This is a genomic window from Paenibacillus sp. FSL H7-0323 (assembly GCF_038002725.1).
Taxonomy (GTDB): Bacteria; Bacillota; Bacilli; order Paenibacillales; family Paenibacillaceae; genus Paenibacillus_AQ; species Paenibacillus_AQ odorifer.
The window spans coordinates 523101-540446 of the sequence record NZ_JBBODB010000001.1; the positions used below are offsets into that span (position 1 = coordinate 523101).

The 17346-nt window shown below is 42.9% G+C and carries 12 protein-coding genes; 8 read left to right on the plus strand and 4 right to left on the minus strand.

Annotation, left to right across the window (positions count from 1 at the left end; genetic code table 11):
* Positions 1-41: 41 nt before the first annotated feature.
* A complete protein-coding gene (locus tag MHH89_RS02440; protein WP_076130584.1) occupies positions 42-911 on the minus strand; it encodes an AraC family transcriptional regulator in 870 nt (289 codons plus the stop codon).
* A 137-nt stretch (positions 912-1048) separates the two neighbouring features.
* On the opposite strand from MHH89_RS02440, the gene MHH89_RS02445 reads away from it, so the two are divergent.
* Both MHH89_RS02445 and MHH89_RS02450 read left to right on the plus strand, forming a co-directional pair.
* Entirely contained in the window at positions 1049-3715 is a 2667-nt protein-coding gene (locus MHH89_RS02445; protein ID WP_341086231.1) for a family 78 glycoside hydrolase catalytic domain, read from the plus strand.
* Positions 3716-3885: 170 nt separating this feature from the next.
* Positions 3886-6267: an alpha-L-arabinofuranosidase C-terminal domain-containing protein gene (locus MHH89_RS02450; protein WP_341086233.1), complete on the plus strand. Its 2382-nt coding sequence runs from the start codon at positions 3886-3888 to the stop codon at positions 6265-6267.
* A 72-nt stretch (positions 6268-6339) separates the two neighbouring features.
* On the opposite strand, the gene arfA is transcribed toward MHH89_RS02450, so the two are convergent.
* A complete protein-coding gene (gene arfA / locus MHH89_RS02455) occupies positions 6340-7845 on the minus strand; it encodes an arabinosylfuranosidase ArfA (protein WP_076100772.1) in 1506 nt (501 codons plus the stop codon).
* 150 nt (positions 7846-7995) lie between these two features.
* Between arfA and MHH89_RS02460 the strand changes: the two genes are divergently transcribed.
* The 6 genes from MHH89_RS02460 (at position 7996) to MHH89_RS02485 (ending at position 15201) form a co-directional block, all read left to right on the plus strand.
* Positions 7996-8898, plus strand: a complete 903-nt coding sequence (locus tag MHH89_RS02460; protein WP_341086235.1) for an ArsR/SmtB family transcription factor — start codon at positions 7996-7998, stop codon at positions 8896-8898.
* A gap of 171 nt (positions 8899-9069) precedes the next feature.
* Complete coding sequence (locus MHH89_RS02465; protein ID WP_036689737.1) at positions 9070-10077, plus strand: LacI family DNA-binding transcriptional regulator; 1008 nt, start codon at positions 9070-9072, stop codon at positions 10075-10077.
* A gap of 180 nt (positions 10078-10257) precedes the next feature.
* Positions 10258-11199, plus strand: coding sequence for an ABC transporter permease (locus tag MHH89_RS02470; RefSeq protein WP_036689816.1), 942 nt, complete (start codon positions 10258-10260; stop codon positions 11197-11199).
* Positions 11200-11213: 14 nt separating this feature from the next.
* Positions 11214-12101 (plus strand): carbohydrate ABC transporter permease, encoded by an 888-nt coding sequence (locus tag MHH89_RS02475; RefSeq protein ID WP_036689738.1) that lies wholly within the window; start codon positions 11214-11216, stop codon positions 12099-12101.
* 55 nt (positions 12102-12156) lie between these two features.
* A complete protein-coding gene (locus tag MHH89_RS02480) occupies positions 12157-13794 on the plus strand; it encodes a sugar ABC transporter substrate-binding protein (RefSeq protein ID WP_038569996.1) in 1638 nt (545 codons plus the stop codon).
* A 63-nt stretch (positions 13795-13857) separates the two neighbouring features.
* Entirely contained in the window at positions 13858-15201 is a 1344-nt protein-coding gene (locus MHH89_RS02485; protein WP_036689741.1) for a glycoside hydrolase family 30 protein, read from the plus strand.
* Between the two features lie 199 nt (positions 15202-15400).
* Here the strand turns inward: MHH89_RS02485 and thiD are convergent, their stop codons facing one another.
* Positions 15401-16213 carry a bifunctional hydroxymethylpyrimidine kinase/phosphomethylpyrimidine kinase gene (gene thiD / locus MHH89_RS02490; RefSeq protein WP_038570000.1) on the minus strand — a complete coding sequence of 271 codons (813 nt, stop codon included), beginning with the start codon at positions 16211-16213 and terminating at the stop codon, positions 15401-15403.
* A gap of 131 nt (positions 16214-16344) precedes the next feature.
* Entirely contained in the window at positions 16345-17226 is an 882-nt protein-coding gene (locus MHH89_RS02495; RefSeq protein ID WP_076280903.1) for a DUF4850 domain-containing protein, read from the minus strand.
* Between the last annotated feature and the right edge of the window lie 120 nt (positions 17227-17346).

The following is a 17346-nucleotide window of genomic DNA, read 5'->3' on the forward strand; positions in this document are numbered from 1 at the left end:
AGGGCCGATGTTGTATGGATGTTCATACGACATCGGCTTTTTTATGATCTGTAGAGCTTGCGGTACGCGATGGGTGTCTGGCCGACTATTTTTTTGAATACAGCGTTAAAGGAGTCGATGTCACGGTAACCAACTAGCTCGGCAATCATATTAATTTTATGTCCAGAAGTACGCAGCAATTCACAGCTTTTATGCATTCGCAGATTCTTCAAGTAGGTCCCAAAGGACTGGCCAGTATGCTTGTGGAACATGCGCTGAAGATGCCTGCTGCTCCACTGTGAAATACGGGCTAATTCGGCAAGTGTAATCTTTTCCGACAGATTATGCTCTAGGTATTGAATGACTTGCGTGAAGTCTGCCATATCCATCGTAGATTTGTCATCTTCTCCGTATTTTTGCCTGTACACTGCTATGATTAATTGACTTAAGAGGGTGTAAAGCATTGTTTTGGAGCCCATACCGGATACCGACATTTCATGATATAAATTCAGCATTAAGCGCTCAATAGAGCCATCTCGATCTGAGACGGAAAAGTAAGATGAGCTGCTACTCCCAAGAGTGGCTAGGTGCTCCCGGATAGATGGCTCTTGAAGGACGATATTTAATTGCTCCACCATTTGCATATCAAAAAGGCAGTTATAGACGATCAGGCGATTCCCTAAAGTATCAGAAGATGCTGGACGGAACACATGGGGGGCACCTACAGGAATCACGAACAGCATTCCTTTTCTAACGGGAAAGATCTCATTTTCAAGGTGATGAAAACCTCTTCCTTCAGCTACATAGCAATACTCAATAAATTCATGAGCATGAAAAGGGGCGTGGAAGTTCTCTGAATAGCGGTTAACGAGCAGATGCAGATCGTTTTGAAAAAAAATTTCATTTTTGAACAACTCGGTGGTTCGTTGCATATTGAATTGCCCCTTCCAAATTCATGGCATGATTGCAGGGATATGATGTCCTTTTTACCGGGTGATGAAAGCGGTAACCCAGCTATAATTATAGGGCAAAGACTAATTTGTCGCTATAGAAGGAGGTTTTTATCTATATGTTCGCAATCACTAAGCTTCGTTGTGAGTACAAAGAAAATCCGCTAGGAATTGATGTGATCAGACCCAGAATCAGTTGGCAGTTAGTTTCAGATGACAGGGACTGCATGCAGTCTGCTTATCAAATTCAAGTGGCGGAGAATATGCTTTTTCAAGGCAAGCTATGGGATACAGAGGAAGTAAAGTCTTCTCAATCGATCCATGTTGAGCTTGAAGGTCTGCTGCTGGAAGCTCGCACGCGTTATTATTATCGGGTTCGGGCATGGAATCAGAATGCAATAGACTCGGGTTGGTCTGAGGTTGCATTTTTTGAAACCGGACTATTAGATGCAGGGAATTGGCAGGCGGAGTGGATCAGCGCTCCTACAGCCTCTTTTTCACAAGATTCTGAGATTTGCCCACAGCTTCGTACATTCGTGGATGTAAAAGGTCCAGTGGAAAGTGCAAGGATTTATGCTACTGCTTTGGGCTTGTATGAACTGCAGCTGAACGGAAGTCGGGTGGGAGATCATTATTTTACTCCAGGCTGGACCAGTTACAGTAAGCGGCTGCAATATCAAACTTATGATGTCACAAAGCTTCTGCATGAAGGTGCGAATGCGTTAGGCGCACTGTTGGGCAATGGCTGGTACAGAGGGTATTTGGGCTGGGATAATCAAAAGGAGATTTATGGATCAAAGACTTCACTTCTGCTGGAGCTTCATATCCGGTACGCAGACGGTTCAAATGAGCTTATTAGCTCAGATCAGAATTGGCAGGCTGCAAAAAGCGCAATTATGATGTCTGAAATTTATAATGGTGAAACCTATGATGCTCGGCTGGAGCTGGATATCACCGATCCTTCATCAGAAGGTTGGCATCCAGTGGAGATTATTAATTATTCCAAAGCGATCATCGTTGCCCAGGAAAATGTGCCAGTGACACAAGTTGAAACCTTGAAGCCGATTGCACTGCTGACTACCCCGCAGGGAGATAGAGTGCTGGACATGGGCCAGAACATGGTAGGGTGGTTAAAATTTAATGTAAAAGGTCAATCTGGTCAGGCGGTAGAACTTCAGCATGCTGAAATATTAGACCGGGACGGAAATTTCTACACGGAGAATATGCGTAAAGCGAAACAGTGCATCCGCTATATTCTGAAAGGTGGGGAGCAAGAGACGTATGAACCGCATTTCACCTTCCAAGGCTTTCGGTATGTGAAGCTTAGTGGGTTCTCAGCAGATCTTCAACTAGAGGATTTCACAGGAATAGTGATGCACTCTAATATGGAACGTACGGGTGATTTTCAGTGCTCAGATCCACTTGTGAATCAACTGCATCACAATATCCTGTGGGGGCAAAAAGGGAATTTCCTCGATGTGCCCACTGATTGTCCACAGCGTGATGAGCGGCTCGGCTGGACGGGGGATGCTCAGATGTTTGTCCGAACAGCCTCTTATTTGATGAATACGGCACCATTCTTTACGAAATGGCTGCGGGATTTGAAGGCAGACCAAACCCCTGAGGGCGGCATTCCGTTTTTTATTCCAGAGCTGAGAGCAGCGCCTCCTGGCGACGGAGATACTAACCATTCTTCTGCAGCCTGGGGGGATGCAGCTACGATCTGTCCATGGACAATCTATGAAATGTACGGCGACAAAAGGCTGCTTGCAGAGCAATACGAGAGCATGAAGCAATGGATTTCATATATCTATGCACAGGGAAGTAACCCTTATCTGTGGAATACTGGCTTTCATTTCGGCGATTGGCTAGCGCTTGATTCCAAGCCAGACAGCTATGTGGGAGCTACAGATCGGGATTATGTCGCCACCGCTTTTTATGCCTATTCTGTTTCTCTGACTTTGAAAGCGGCAATAGCCTTAGATAAATCGGAGGACGTGGACTATTATAGTGAGCTGCACGCCAAAATTATAAAAGCATTCAGTGATGAGTTCATAACATCTGCGGGAAGGTTATCCGTCTCTACACAGACTGCACAGATATTAGCCTTACGTTTCGATCTTGTAGAAGGGGGCGCCAAAGAACGTGCAATTCAGAAGCTCACTGAGCTGCTTGCTGAAGCTAAGGATCATCTGACTACTGGATTCGTGGGCACACCATATCTGAATCCTGTGCTCAGCGAGATTGGAAATAATGAACTCGCGTATAAGCTTCTTTTTCAAAAGGATTATCCATCCTGGCTGTATCAGGTGACGAAAGGTGCGACTACGATTTGGGAGCATTGGGATGGGATAAAGGATGACGGCAGCTTCTGGAGTGCAGATATGAATTCCTTCAATCATTATGCCTATGGCGCAATAGGTGAATGGTTGTATCGTTACGTTGCAGGAATCGGAACAGATGAGTTGGAGCCTGGTTTCAAAATCGTTCATATCAAGCCACAGCCAGGCCCCGGTCTGGATTACGCAGAAGCTAGTTTTGAAACCATGTACGGAAAAGTAGAGTCAGCGTGGCGGCGATCAGAGGATAATGGAATGATGATTCACGTTACGATTCCTGCCAATACCAACGGTATTGTCGTTCTGCCTGGAGCCAATCAACTAGGGTTATTAGAAAATGAAGTTCCTGTAGAGCAGTCCAGAGGCGTGCACAGTATCAGCTTGGTCGATAACGGAGTGAGACTTCAATTAGGTTCGGGCAGCTATCAATTTACGTTTTCTTTATAACCTTTACTAGGGCTTCCTAGTGTGAACTGACATCGAGGGATATTCGGTGTCAGTTTTTCGTTTTTGAATTGACGAATATAGAGAGGAGTTATTATAATGATTTATATTGATATGAACTAAGTAATATAAATATAAATCAAATTGGAATTCACAAGGAGGAAGACAAAAGAATGAAGACAGAAGGAAAATTGACGATACATACGCAGCAGCGGGGGGCGGAGTTAGGCGATCTATTCGGTATTTTCTTCGAGGATTTGAATCATGCGGCCGATGGTGGGCTTTACGCTGAGCTAGTTCAGAACCGATCTTTTGAATTCGACCCGATTGACCGGGCAGATTATCATGCGCTGATGGCTTGGGAGCCTGTAGAACGTGGAGATGGAAAGGTAAATATCTCTGTAGAAGACAGCAAGCCCTTAAATGATCGTAACCAACATTATGTTGCCATCGATATTGTGGCTGAAGGTGACGGCGTTGGCCTGATGAATCTAGGCTTTAACAGTGGTATTCCGGTAAAAGAAGGCGAGAATTATAACTTCTCAGTGTATGCCCGCCGGGAGACAAGCTTTGATGTGCCGCTTACCGTAAACATCGAAAGCACAGACGGCATCATTCTTGGTGAAGTGGAGATCGCCGTAAGCAGCTCTGAATGGACCCGATATGAAGCCGTTATTACAGCTAATAGCACGGACACAAGCAGTCGTCTTGTAATCGTTACCAAAGGTAACGGGAAGGTATATCTGGATATGGTTTCCCTGTTTCCTGAGAAGACCTTTAAGAATAGACCCGGAGGCATGCGTGAAGATATTTCGCTGCTGCTCGCTGATTTAAAACCTAAGTTTATGCGGTTCCCAGGAGGATGTCTGGTGCATGACGGTTCCTTGGATCCAGATGACAGAGACTCCATGTACAGATGGAAGAATACGATTGGGGATGTTGCGCAGAGACCCGCAAGACGCAATAACTGGTCATATAATCAAACGCTTGGGTTAGGTTATTATGAATATTTTCAGTTCTGTGAGGATATTGGAGCTAAGCCGATCCCCGTACTTCCGGGCGGCTACGACCCGCATCATAAACGGATGGTACCGCTGGATGAATTAACGCCTTGGATTGAGGATGCTTTGGATTTAATTGAATTCGCCAAGGGGGATTCTTCCACGAAGTGGGGAGGCATTCGTGCAGAACTGGGTCACCCCGAGCCTTTTGGGCTGGAGTATGTCGGCATTGGGAATGAAGAGGTAGGTGCACCCTTTTTCGAGAGATATCCTTACTTTCATCAAGCCATCAAAGCAAAATATCCGGAAATCAAGGTCATTAATTCTAGTGGCCCGTTCTCTGCCGGTCAGGAATATGAACGGGGCTGGACGTCGGCAAAAGAGAACAAGTCTGACCTCGTAGACGAGCATTATTACTGTACACCTGAATGGTTCCTGGCTAATCATCATCGTTATGATGACTTCAAAGCGGATGAACCAAAGGTATTCCTCGGTGAATATGCTTCATGGGGCAATACCTATTACAATGCATTGGTGGAAGCAGCATTTATGACAGGTCTGCAAAATAATGCCCATGCCGTTGGCTTAGCTTGTTATGCTCCAATGCTCTGTAATGTGGATTATATTAACTGGAAGCCGGATATGATCTGGTTCAATAATCATGAAGTGTACGGAACGGCAAACTATTATGTGCAAAAGCTATTCATGAACCATCAGGGAGATCATTTGCTGAAGATGGAAGCAGATAGCTTCACGGCACCGAAGGAAAGCAGAAAGGAAGCGATCACTGGAGCCGTCAGTTTCGGTGTGGATGCCTCTGCTGCTCGTTTCTCCGAGATCACCTTAGTCAACAATCTTACGGGAGAAGTGAAGACGTATTCTGACTTATCAGAGGAAGTTTCAAATCTGCCTGACCCTGCTCAGAACAAAACGGCTAATCGGACACTAGAGCTTGGTGAGACAGAGTGGGAAAACTATACTTTGCATTTTAAGGCTAGACGAACCGCAGGAAATAAAGGGTTTATCTTCTATTTTGGTAAAGCGGATGATCAGAATCATTTGTACTGGGAGCTGGGTGGCTGGCAGAATCAAGATTCGATTGTGGCCTCAATTATCAACGGAAGAAATTCTGTTCTGACGCATGCTATGTTTACGGTTGAAACAGATGTAGAATACGATCTTAAGTTAGAAGTAGTGGGCAGACAGATCCGTACTTTTATTAACGGAGAACTGGTGAATGAGACAGAAGATAAACTTCCGGTGATCGAACCGCTGTATTACACGGCAAGTGTGGAAGACTTAACGGGGGATATTATCCTCAAGACAGTAAACGTACAAGAGAATAGTGTTTCTGCTGAGGTTGCACTGGAATCTTTGGCAAAAGAAGCACTGACCATCGAAGTCTATGAAATGTCGGGATACCAGCTTGAGGACGAAAATAACTTCGAGAATAAGCAGCAGGTCTCTCCGAAACAAACTAGCTTTAAGACAGAAGGAAGCAGCTTTAGTTATGAGTTTCCGAAGCAATCCGTGACAATTTTCAGAATAAAATAACGAAGAAGCCCCCATGAATCTATGGCTTATTAAAGATTCATGGGGGCATTTCTATGACTATTACAAGTTAACTTAGCCGTTCACCCGCAGACGAATCACATTCCAGGAAGCTTTTGCGAGAAGGGCCTTTACATGTCCACCCTCAACAACGGCTTTGCCTTGGCTAGGCATCACGTTATGTGGATTGGATTTGGTGTTTACAGCTTTAATATCTTCATGTTCCAGTACAATATGCTCAATGATGTTTACGGAACTGAAGCTGCGCAGATCCACGTCGAGCTCTAGTCCTTCGGATAAATGGCGGTTTACAGCGAAGACGGTTACTTCATTCAGCTCCTCGTTGTATACACTAATGGCTTCCAAATAAGGCACATCAGTGAAATCTTTGGAATCGTATTTAGGGCTGGAAATCAGCGGGTGAAGTACGGTTCCACGACCATAAAGGGAAGCGTGCAGGTACGGATAATAAGTAGTCTGCAGCCAAAGCGGTCCGCCATTTTCAGTCATAATTGGGGCGATTACATTGATCAGCTGCGCTAAGCAGGCCATTTTCACACGATCAGCATGCTTCAACAATGAAATAAGACAGCAGCCCACAACAAGTGCATCTTCAAGTGTGTACACATCTTCGAATTCTGGCGGTGCGATCTGCCAATGTTGTTCGGCACGGCTGCTGCCTTGTGATTTCCATACATTCCATTCATCGAGCGACAGATTAATTTTCTTTTTGCTCTTTTTCTTCGCTTGAACATAATCACAGGTGGCAGCCACACTGCTGATGAAATGATCCAAATCCATAGAGCGGGCTAGGAAGTTAGGCGTGTCGTCATTGTTGTTATTGTAGTACGTATGCAGTGATAAATAGTCCACATTATCATAAGAAAGATCAAGCACGGTAGCTTCCCACTCGGCAAAAGTGTCCATGCCGCTGCCGGAGCTGCCACAAGCCACAAGCTCAAGCGTTGGATCGACCCAGCGCATAGCTTTTGCAGTTTCGTTCGCTAACCGTCCATATTCGACCGCGGTTTTAGCTCCAATCTGCCACGGACCATCCATTTCATTTCCGAGGCACCAGGTCTTAAAAGCGTGAGGCTCTTTATACCCATGAGAGATCCGCAGGTCACTGTAGTAGGAGCCGGAAGGATGATTGCAGTACTCTACTAGATTTCTAGCTGCATCGATGCCGCGTGTTCCAAGGTTAACTGCCATCATGACTTCGCTGCCTACGAGTTTAGCCCAATCTGCAAATTCGTTGGTACCCACTTGATTGGTTTCAGTGGTCCACCAAGCTAGTTCAAGAGATTGCTTGCGTTCATGCTTGGGTCCAACCCCATCTTCCCAATTGTAACCGGATACAAAGTTTCCTCCAGGATAACGGATGATAGGAACGTTTAAGGCACGAATAGCTTCGATGGCATCGTTCCGAAAACCATTCTGATCCGCAGTAGGGTGACCCGGGTCATAAATGCCACCGTAAACTGCTCTTCCTAAATGTTCGATAAATGAGCCGTAGATCCGCGGGTCTACTTCAGCTAGTCTGAAATCTTTGTCAATAATCATTGTCGATTTAATCGGCATGAGTGTACAGCTCCCTCTAGTTGAATTAATGATTTCACTAATTAAGTAATTGTTTTATGATTACATGATACTGATTTTAGCTTATAATAAGCAATGAATTAATTTAGGATTCGTTAAAATACTAATTCAATAAGCATAGGAGACGTTGAAATGTACTTAACCACAGATTCTGAATCCTTGCAGGTGTATGAAGCGCTGGCAAGTGAAGTTAGGCTGCTAATTATTGAACTTCTGGACCGCAGAGAGATGCACATCAAAGAGCTGGCAGCGGAGCTCTATCTTAGTAGTGCAATTGTCAGTACTCATGTAGCAAAGCTGCAAAAAGCAGGCCTGATCAGTTCTAAAATGAGACGAGTAAATGGAGGGACCTATAAATATTGTTCTTTGTCTGCGAATTATCTGCAGATTAAATTATCGGGCTCCCGTGGAGTTGCCAGAAAGGTGGTTGAAGTGTCTATCCCTGTAGGGCAATATACCGATATTCAGGCTTTACCTACCTGCGGGATTGCTACTACTGAGAAGCTGATCGGCTATTATGATGATCCACGTTATTTTCTGGACCCGGAACGGGTGAATGCCGGCATTGTATGGTTTGCGAAAGGTTCTATCGAGTACAAGATTCCAAATTATCTATTTCAAGATCAAGTGGTGCAGGAAATTGAGATTTCGCTGGAAATAGGTTCCGAAGCTCCACATGTAAATGAGAAGTGGCCGTCGGATATTGGCTTTATGATGAATGGTCAGGATTTAGGAAAATGGACCAGTCCGGGCGACTTTGGCCTCACTAGAGGACGATTAAATCCCATTTGGTGGCGTTCGGATGTTAACCAATATGGTTTGCTGAAGGTTCTGCGGATTAATACAGGTGGAACCTTTGTGGATGGCCAGCAAATCTCAGATATTACCTTGGAGGATGTACGAGTAGAGCAGGATCAGTGGACCTTTCGTTTAACGGCAGAGAATAGCGGACGGAGAAGAGGCGGACTAACCATATATGGCCGTGGGTTTGGGAATTACGAGCAAGACATTATGTTTAGAGTGTATTATGAATGATTTCGAGTTTGCAGAAGAGGTGTTTTATAAGATTCTGTAGAAAATTTAAGCTTGTGTACCAATTATTACCTCTGATAAAATAAAAATAAAAAATATATTGTAATGAAAACGTTTTTATGTTAATTTAAATCTATAAAAACGTTTTTATTCGTAAAGGAAGATTGAATCATTATGGAAAAGGTAACGATCAAAGATGTTGCCAGAGAGGCTGGAGTCTCCATTTCTACGGTTTCCAACGCGCTAAATGACGTAGATGTATTGAACCCGGAGACGAAATCACATGTTCTTAAGGTTGCGAAGCGATTAAATTATGTTCCTAACCTGAACGGTAAGCTCCTTAGGAATGGGAAAACCAAAATGCTGGGTTTTTTCACAACAAGTGTGTCGGGTCCATACTTCTATAAGCTTGTTGAGTCCATGTCGCGTGAATGTGATCGGCTAGGTTACGGGCTGAATGTATTTGTTACCAAGGACAAACAAGTGATTATGAGCAATATTCTAGGCCGGCGAGTGGATGGTGTCATTATCTACGAGGAGCTGAGAATAGACGAAGAAGAAATTGCCGCAATGGTGAAAGACAAGATCAAGGCTGTATTTTTGGATCGGCCGCTTAAGAACGACACGATGGGAAGCGTGATATTTGATTCTTTTGAAGCGGGGTTTGAAGCGACCAAATATTTAATCAGTCTAGGGCATAAAAAGATTGCTTACATATCTGGTGTGGATGAGATGTACGACAGTGTTCAGCGGAGAGAAGGATACTTAGCTGCTTTGCGTCAGTATCAGCTACCCACGCATGAAGAGTATATTATACAAGGGTATTTTGAAGAAGAAAGCACTTACAACGCTATAAAATCTTTTCTTCACTATAGTCCTGATAAAATACCTGATGCCTTCTTAGCAGGGAACGACTTGAGTGCGATTGGATGTATTCAAGCTTTGAAATCGCATGGATACGAAGTTCCGCTAGATGTTAGTGTTATGGGGTTTGATGATATTGATATTGCGCAATATTTCTCACCGCCTTTAACTACTGTAAGAAATCAAATTGCTAGACAAGGTATTTTGGCTATTAATCACCTCGTTCGTATGATTCAGAAGAAGGAACAGGGCGAGATGATGAAATTGGCGGGTGAATTAGTTGTAAGAGGTTCTAGTCAAGTGAAGATTGGTCGGTAAGAACACATATATGTAATGGGTTCAAGATTTCACCCGATCATTTTTTATAATTTTGTTGTTTTGGGAGGGTTTTTTTTTTCAAAAAAATAAAAACGTTTTTATTGTTTGGGGATCATGATTTGGAGGGGAGAAGAAAAAGTGGATAAATTAGCCGTAGTGCCAACAAACGGAAAGAATCCAATGAGCGGGAAAAAGCCTATGGGGCAGAGGGTCAAAGAATTTGTAATTGATTACAAGAGACAATGGGAAATTCAATCCATGGTCATCCCGGGAATTATTTTTATGATTATCTTTTGTTTTATTCCGATTTACGGATTGACGATTGCTTTTAAAAGCTACACCGTAATTGATACGCTCGATTCTGCACCTTGGGTAGGGCTCGATAATTTCAGAATTATTTTATCTGATAAATATTTTTGGGACGCTGTAGTTAATACATTAGGGATCAGCTTTCTGAAATTAGCCATAGGGTTTGTTATTCCTATTATTTTATCCGTTATGATTTACGAATTAAGTGGTGGACGTTTTAAAAAGATAGTGCAAACCATCTCTTATTTACCACACTTTTTGTCCTGGATCGTTCTCGGCGGGATGCTGATTGCCTGGTTTTCCTCATCCGGTATGTTTAATGAGATTATGCTCAGTTTGGGACTGATTTCGAAACCGGTAAATATTTTGCTTGATGCGAATAAATACTGGTGGATTGCAACGTTATCCGATATTTGGAAAGAGGCTGGTTGGGGAACGATTCTCTACTTAGCCATTATGTCGAAAATTGATCCTACTTATTATGAGGCTGCCAAAATAGATGGCGCAAGCCGTATGAGACAAATTTGGAATATCACACTTCCTAACATGAAACCGATTATCAGTTTAAATCTGATTCTCACTGTAAGCGGTTTATTAGGATCAAATCTGGACCAAACCCTGGTATTGATGAATTCTCAGAACCGCGTTAAGGCGGAGGTCATTAATTCTTATGTGTATCGTATGGGTATGACGCAAGGTGACTTCTCTTATGCTACTGCTGTTGGTTTAGGTGTCTCCATCGTTTCAGTCATCCTACTGATTAGCGCCAACAAAGTATCCAGTAAATTAAATGATAATCAATCAGTTCTGTAGAAGGAGGCATTTCTGTGAATCGTACGGTGGCTAAAGAAGATCTCGATAGTCGAATCTTTAATACCTTAAATATTATCCTGCTCTGTATTTGTACAATCATTATTGTCGTTCCTTTATGGAATGTAGTCATATCCTCTTTAAGTTCGGGCAAGGCGCTTGCGGAAGGCGGATTCATATTTTGGTCTCCAGAGTTCTCCTTGGAAAATTATCGTGCTGTATTTCAAGATGAGACCATTGGTTTAGCATTCGTAGTATCGCTTGCCAAAACATTCATTGGTGTCATTACCCACGTATTCTTTTGTGCCATGATCGGTTATGGCTTGAGTAAGAAATACATACGTGGACGTAAGCTGTATGTTGCCATGGGTGTAATCACTATGTTTTTCTCTGGTGGAATGATCCCTACGTATTTATTGATTAAATCATTAGGCCTCTTAAACAGCTTCTGGGTTTATATTATCCCGGCCTTGTTCAGTTATTATGATGTAGTTATTCTAATGAACTTCTTCAGAAATGTACCGGATTCACTTGAAGAGTCAGCCAAAATTGATGGTGCAGGTGACTGGCGCATTTTCCTAAAAATCTTTATCCCTCTTTCCATGCCGGCTATGGCCACCATTGCGTTATTTAACGGGGTTGGGCAGTGGAACGACTTTATGACTACCAAGTTATATATTACCGATCAATCGCTCTACCCGCTGCAGATGAAGCTCTATGAAATCATTGTTCAGTCGCAAACACAATCCATGCAAAATGTTGGTGGATCTGCGATTATCGAAACTACGACTAAAGGGGTTCAACTAGCAACAATTGTCATTACAACTTTGCCGATTGTTGTGATGTATCCAATATTACAGAGGTACTTTATCTCAGGCATGATGATGGGGGCGGTGAAGGAATAGTAAGTAAATCTCCAAGTAGTGAATGCTTACAAAACATTTTAGGGGGAAACAAAAGATGAACAAAGCATTTGGGAAAAAAGGACTCAAACTTTGTACGGCACTTATGGCTGTTGTATTAGTATTTACAGGTTGTGGATCGAAAGGTAATTCTGACAGCTCCAGTAAAGAGTTAAGCTCCATTGAAGGCCGTTATACTATAGATCCGGAAACACCGGCATGGAAGCTGGATACAAAAAAAGAAACAACAGATCTGACTTGGTACGTGAATGCAGACTGGTGGAATACTGATTTCGGAAAAGACCTTGTCACCAAGAAAATTAAAGAGGATTTAAACATCAACATTAAATTCATTACAGGCGATGACACTAAGCTGAATACGATTTTTGCCGGCGGTGAAATGCCAGATCTGTTGACTATTTTTGATTCCAACTCTCCAGTCGTACAAAAAGCTGCTACCTGGGCATTGCCTTTAAATGATCTGGCAGATAAATATGATCCGTATTTCAATAAAGTTGCAGAAAAAGATACGATGAACTGGTTCCAGTTAGCAGATGGCAAGACCTATGGATACCCTAACTATTCCAATACGCAAAACGATTATGATAGCGGTAACATCCCTGCTAAAACAGCCTTTGTCATCCGCAAGGATGTTTACGAAGCCATTGGAAAACCAAGCTTTGGAACTCCTGAGGAATTCAAGAGCGTTATGCAACAAATCAAAAAACAATTCCCGGACATGATTCCTTTTGGTTTTAACTCCATTGGTTCAGGCACTGGTTCTTTGGGAGATGTATTGGAGGATTTCATCGGAGTGCCGATGGAAACTGAAAATGGCGAATTCTACAACCGTAACCTGGATGAGGATTACTTGACTTGGTTGAAAACGTTAAATGAAGTCTACAGAAATGGTGACATCAGTGATGACAGTTTTGCTGATGACGGTACTGCCTTTGAAGAAAAAGTGAAATCCGGTAAATATGCAACAATACTTTTGGATGGAACCCCTCAACAAAGTGGTAACCTGCAAATCTTCATGACAGAAAATCCAGGCAAGGAATATATCGCTATTGATGGCCCACAAAGTACTGTTGGACATGAACCAACGTTGAATCAATCCGGAATTACAGGTTGGATGATTAGCTATGTTACTAAAAAGGCTAAGGATCCTGCAAAAGCGATTCAAATTTACACTTATTTGCTCAGCGACGAAGGACAAAAGCTCATGAACTACGGTATTGAAGGAGAGACCTATAAAGTTAACGACAGCGGTAAAATTGAATTCTTGCCTGAAATCAAAGACCTGCAATTAAATAATGCCGATAAATTCAAAAAAGATTACCGGATGGGCGAATTTATGTTCTTTGGACATGACCGTGATAAAGCGCTGAGTAATGACGCATTCGCAGATTCCATTAAACAAATGCAAGAGTGGGGCAAAGGAAAGCTAAAACCACACTTTATTCTTGAAAACATTAACCCGGCTCAAGGAACGCCTGAAGCTCGCAGTCTTACTGCAATTGATACTACTTGGAACACTACGCTTGTAAGTATGATCCGCGCTAAAGACGATGCTACATTCGACAGCACCTTAGCTGCTTACAAAACATTTTTAAATGATAACAACTGGGATAAGATTGTAGAAGTTCGTTCTGAAAAAATGAAAAATAACAAAGAAAAATTAGGTCTTAAATAAGTTAGATAATAGAATGTGGCCCCTTCACTGGGGCCTCTTCATAGAAAAATGGAGGGAAACAACATGCCAGAGCTTAAAATATATCAATCCACCGGGGAGAATACATTGTTTGTAGAGCAAAGTCTGCAACAATTAACTCCAATTGCTGACGCAGAGGCGACCACTACTGTAACTATTGACGAGAATCAAACCTTTCAGGAAATGGATGGCTTTGGAGCATCCTTTACGGATTCATCCGCTTATTTGATTAATCAAGTCCTGGACAACGAACAGAAAAAGGAAGTCATGAGCAAGCTTTTTGACGCACAAGATGGAATTGGTTTGTCCGTATTAAGAAATCCAATGGGGGCATCGGATTATGCTAGAGATATTTATAGCTATGACGATAGACCTGCACAGGAAACGGATACGGAATTAACCCACTTCTCTATTGCACATGATGAAGCAGACATTATCCCTTTGTTGCAACAAGCTCTGGAAATTAACCCTGAGATCAAACTGATGGCTTCTCCATGGAGTGCACCAGGTTGGATGAAGACTAGCGGATCGATGATTGCTGGAGAACTTAAACAAGAATATTATCAGGCTTATGCCGATTATTTTGTTCGATATATTCAAGCTTTTGAAGGGCACGGATTGCCAACTTATGCTGTAACACCACAGAACGAGCCTTTATTTGAACCCAAACACTACCCTAGTATGTTAATGTTGCCTGAGGCGCAAAAAGATTTCATTAAAAACTACCTGAAGCCGAGCTTTGTTAAGCATAACATCGCTACAAAAATTCTCTGCTACGACCACAACTGGGATCGTCCAGATTATCCGTTAACCGTGCTCGATTATGCAAAAGATGAAGTAGATGGTGTAGCTTGGCACTGGTATGGTGGCAATGCGTCAGCGCAATCAGAGGTTCTGAAAGCTTTTGCTGATAAAGAAGTGCATTTTACAGAAGGTTCTGGTGGAGAATGGATTCCTCCGTTTGAACAAGCCTTCTCCAATGTAATGAGAACAGGGATTGATATTCTTAGAAATCATAGTAAATCCTTTGTGTTATGGAATATGGCCTTAGATGAAAAGAACGGCCCAACCGTACCGGGTTTTGGCAAAAGTACTTGTCGTGGTGTTGTGACAGTCAACCAAGAGACCAAGGAGCTTACGTATACGCTCGACTATTATGCGCTGGCCCATTTCAGTAAATTTATTCGTCCGAAGGCTGTGCGCATTGACGCCTCCACCAATCAAGAAGTGATTCGTTCCGTAGCTTTTAAGAATACAGATAACTCTATTGCAGTTGTTCTGTTCAACGATAGTGAAAAGGCTGAGAATGTGGCTTTGAACTTGCCGGGAGCGGATGAATTATCTTTCCGTTTGGCGTCAAAAAGTGCTTTATCCATTTTGATAAAATAATTAGAGGACGTAGCTCAGAAGCACTCGAATCTTGATTCGGGTGCTTTTTTTATGAAAATAATCGTATAAAAAATCAATGTTCGGTAAGCAAAGTTTTGAATTTACGGATTTTCAATAATAGTAAATAAAAATGGCAGTCCAGAGCTGAAGTTCAGCGTCTGGACTGCCATTTATTTTTTGTGTAATTGGATTGCGAGTTCTAACGTTCTAAACGGTAACCACCGTGAAATACAGGACCCACATATTCATTAAACGCAAATCCATTACGAATGGCTGCGGAGACAAAATCTTTAGCTTTTGCAACAGCTTCATGAACCGTTAAGCCATTAGCTAGACCGCCTGTAATTGCTGCGGCAAAAGTACATCCAGCTCCATGATTGTGAGCGGGTTCGATTTTGGCTGTTTGGAATACAGTGTACTCAGAACCGTCGAAGAAGATATCAATCGCTTGATCGCCGCCGAGTGCTTTGCCGCCTTTAACCACGACATTACGTGCACCGAGCTTATGAATCAGACGGGCAGCTTCTTTCATTTCCTCAAGGGTAGTAAGTTTGCCAAGACCTGAAAGAACACCTGCTTCAAACAAGTTTGGGGTGACCACAGTTGCTAGTGGTAGCAATAAGTCACGAATAGCCTCAGCGCTGTCAGGGTTCAAGACTTCATCTTCACCCTTGCACACCATAACTGGATCAATAACTACATTAGTCTGAAGATTTTCTTTGATCGCTTGCTCTGCAACGCGCACAATTTCAACACTTCCAAGCATACCTGTCTTCATGGCATTAACCGGGCCACCAGCGAAAATAGTTTTTAACTGCTCAGCAACAATGGAGGCATCAATTGGATAAACATTATGGTGCCAGCCGTTGTCCGGGTCCATAGTAACGATAGTGGTCAAGGCACTAAAGCCGTAGGTACCATACTCTTCAAATGTTTTTAGATCCGCTTGGATGCCTGCGCCACCACTGGAGTCGCTGCCTGCAATAGTTAGAGTTTTAATAATTTGAGTCATGGTTACGTCCCCTTTATATATGTCTGAATTCATAAACAACGCATTGCATTGATTATAACAAAAAATAGCACCTACGTCTTTCTAAAAGCAAGAGCAAGGTTGAAAATACCTTCCTCTAAAAATTCCCACCCTTAGTCCAGCTTCTCTGCGTTTGGGTCAGCAATGAAGAGCGGTCCATGATTATCTGTAAAGAACTTCATGAGGGTCTCCACTACTTCCTGCTGTGGGGATGTTTGAGCTTGATGTATTCCGATACTGCGGAATAAATAACCCCATTCTCCCTTATCGTAATAGGCAGCACCCTCATCCTGAAAGCCATTCGCGTCTGCTTGAAGCGTATATCTGACCGTTCTTGCTTCAGCTCCGGCAGTACCTAAAATATGCTGCTCGCTAAACTTAAGTGGATTATTAATGGTAAATCCCAGCGCGTCAGCCCATTCGGCTTTTTCCGGGAAATAAGCTCCGATTGCAGTGATGGCACAGCCTATACAAGTCCAAGCCGTATCTGAATAGTGCATGTTTTGTTCCGGATGGTTCGGATCCTGAAAGGTAACTCCATAAGAACCGTTAGCGCCGACAACCGCAGTAGCCTGCCATCCGGCAGGAGCGAGTAGAAGATAACCTCCACCGATATCAGGGCGGTAGACCAGCGTTGCTTCTACTTGGTTTTTCATGTCTTGAGATAAAGCAAAGGTCATTTCAGGTATGGGGGGGATTTCTGTATTTACATATTCGTCACCACTATCAATATTTAGCTGCGCGAGCGTAGTGTGCAGTGGAATGATGACCTGCCCATTATCGGGATCACTGCTAGGAAATTCGAGCATTTCTTGAGTGGAGCTATGTTTGTTATCTGCTTCATTATTAGTTTGTGCGTTGGTGGATGTAGGTGGTGTGGTAGGTGTACCCCAGTCGAGCCCTTTATATCCAACCAGCAGCACTAGTACAATTACGACGCATAATATTGAAGTTAAGATCCAGCCGTTTCTAACACCTCTTCGTTTGGATTTCATATATGTTGTACCTCCTTTGATCTTACTTATATAGACCTAAGAATGGAGTGGAAAGTTTCTTACATAACCTTTATATTTCTGAAGTTCTTCATGATCGGGCGGGATAGAGAGGGAGTCCGT

Coding starts and splice junctions, on each gene's coding strand:
- MHH89_RS02440 (WP_076130584.1), bottom strand. CDS start 911: ATGCAACGAACCACCGAGTTGTTCAAAAATGAAATTTTTTTTCAAAAC.
- MHH89_RS02465 (WP_036689737.1), top strand. CDS start 9,070: ATGGAAAAGGTAACGATCAAAGATGTTGCCAGAGAGGCTGGAGTCTCC.
- MHH89_RS02485 (WP_036689741.1), top strand. CDS start 13,858: ATGCCAGAGCTTAAAATATATCAATCCACCGGGGAGAATACATTGTTT.
- MHH89_RS02445 (WP_341086231.1), top strand. CDS start 1,049: ATGTTCGCAATCACTAAGCTTCGTTGTGAGTACAAAGAAAATCCGCTA.
- thiD (WP_038570000.1), bottom strand. CDS start 16,213: ATGACTCAAATTATTAAAACTCTAACTATTGCAGGCAGCGACTCCAGT.
- MHH89_RS02450 (WP_341086233.1), top strand. CDS start 3,886: ATGAAGACAGAAGGAAAATTGACGATACATACGCAGCAGCGGGGGGCG.
- MHH89_RS02480 (WP_038569996.1), top strand. CDS start 12,157: ATGAACAAAGCATTTGGGAAAAAAGGACTCAAACTTTGTACGGCACTT.
- MHH89_RS02495 (WP_076280903.1), bottom strand. CDS start 17,226: ATGAAATCCAAACGAAGAGGTGTTAGAAACGGCTGGATCTTAACTTCA.
- MHH89_RS02470 (WP_036689816.1), top strand. CDS start 10,258: ATGAGCGGGAAAAAGCCTATGGGGCAGAGGGTCAAAGAATTTGTAATT.
- MHH89_RS02460 (WP_341086235.1), top strand. CDS start 7,996: ATGTACTTAACCACAGATTCTGAATCCTTGCAGGTGTATGAAGCGCTG.
- arfA (WP_076100772.1), bottom strand. CDS start 7,845: ATGCCGATTAAATCGACAATGATTATTGACAAAGATTTCAGACTAGCT.